Genomic DNA, 631 nt, shown 5'->3' on the forward strand with positions numbered 1-631 from the left:
CAGGTCTTTCTAAGCGTTCTGTGATTTATGAGAGAGCTAAGTTCTTCGGCTTAGATGGGGCACTTCAGGAGTTGTTCTCATGATGCTGATCATCATTTCACTATGGGTTGCTGTCGCGTTATTCCTGTTTATTGGTCATGTGAAAAGACAAAAAGAGATCACGTCTATCATTGAACAGTCCAATACATTCGAGGGTGTTACTGGCTCCCGAGCGGTTATCGACTCGGAGAGTTTTGATGTTAGCTATAAAAAGAAAGTAAAGGACAAATTTAAGCAGCTGAAAAAGCTGCTGAGCCCAAATGCAGGACTAAAACTGATCGGCTTTTTCGCTGCGTCTTCGATAGCGGTTTACTGCGTTAATGATTGGTTTTTTATGTTTGAGTACTGGAAAGTGCTGCTGGCGTTAGAACCAATATTATTTGTGATGTTTATCCTCAAATTAAGTGGTATCCAAGCGCAGCGATTCAAGGACAACTTTCCAGATGCACTAAACATCCTGTCGGGTGCGCTCTCTTCGGGACAAAGTATTGTTCATGCGTTCGAATACGTAGGAACTCAGCTTGATAATGAAGTTGGCGAAGAGTTCAAAAAGATGTCAGAACGACTTCTGATTGGTGAAGACCCAGATGAT

General features: G+C 42.3%; 1 pseudogene. It reads left to right on the top strand.

Annotated features, from left to right (window positions below):
- Positions 1-79 precede the first annotated feature (79 nt).
- Positions 80-631: pseudogene (locus R7R24_RS27970) on the top strand (type II secretion system F family protein); the annotation flags it as partial.

This window comes from Vibrio sp. 704, from assembly GCF_033339295.1.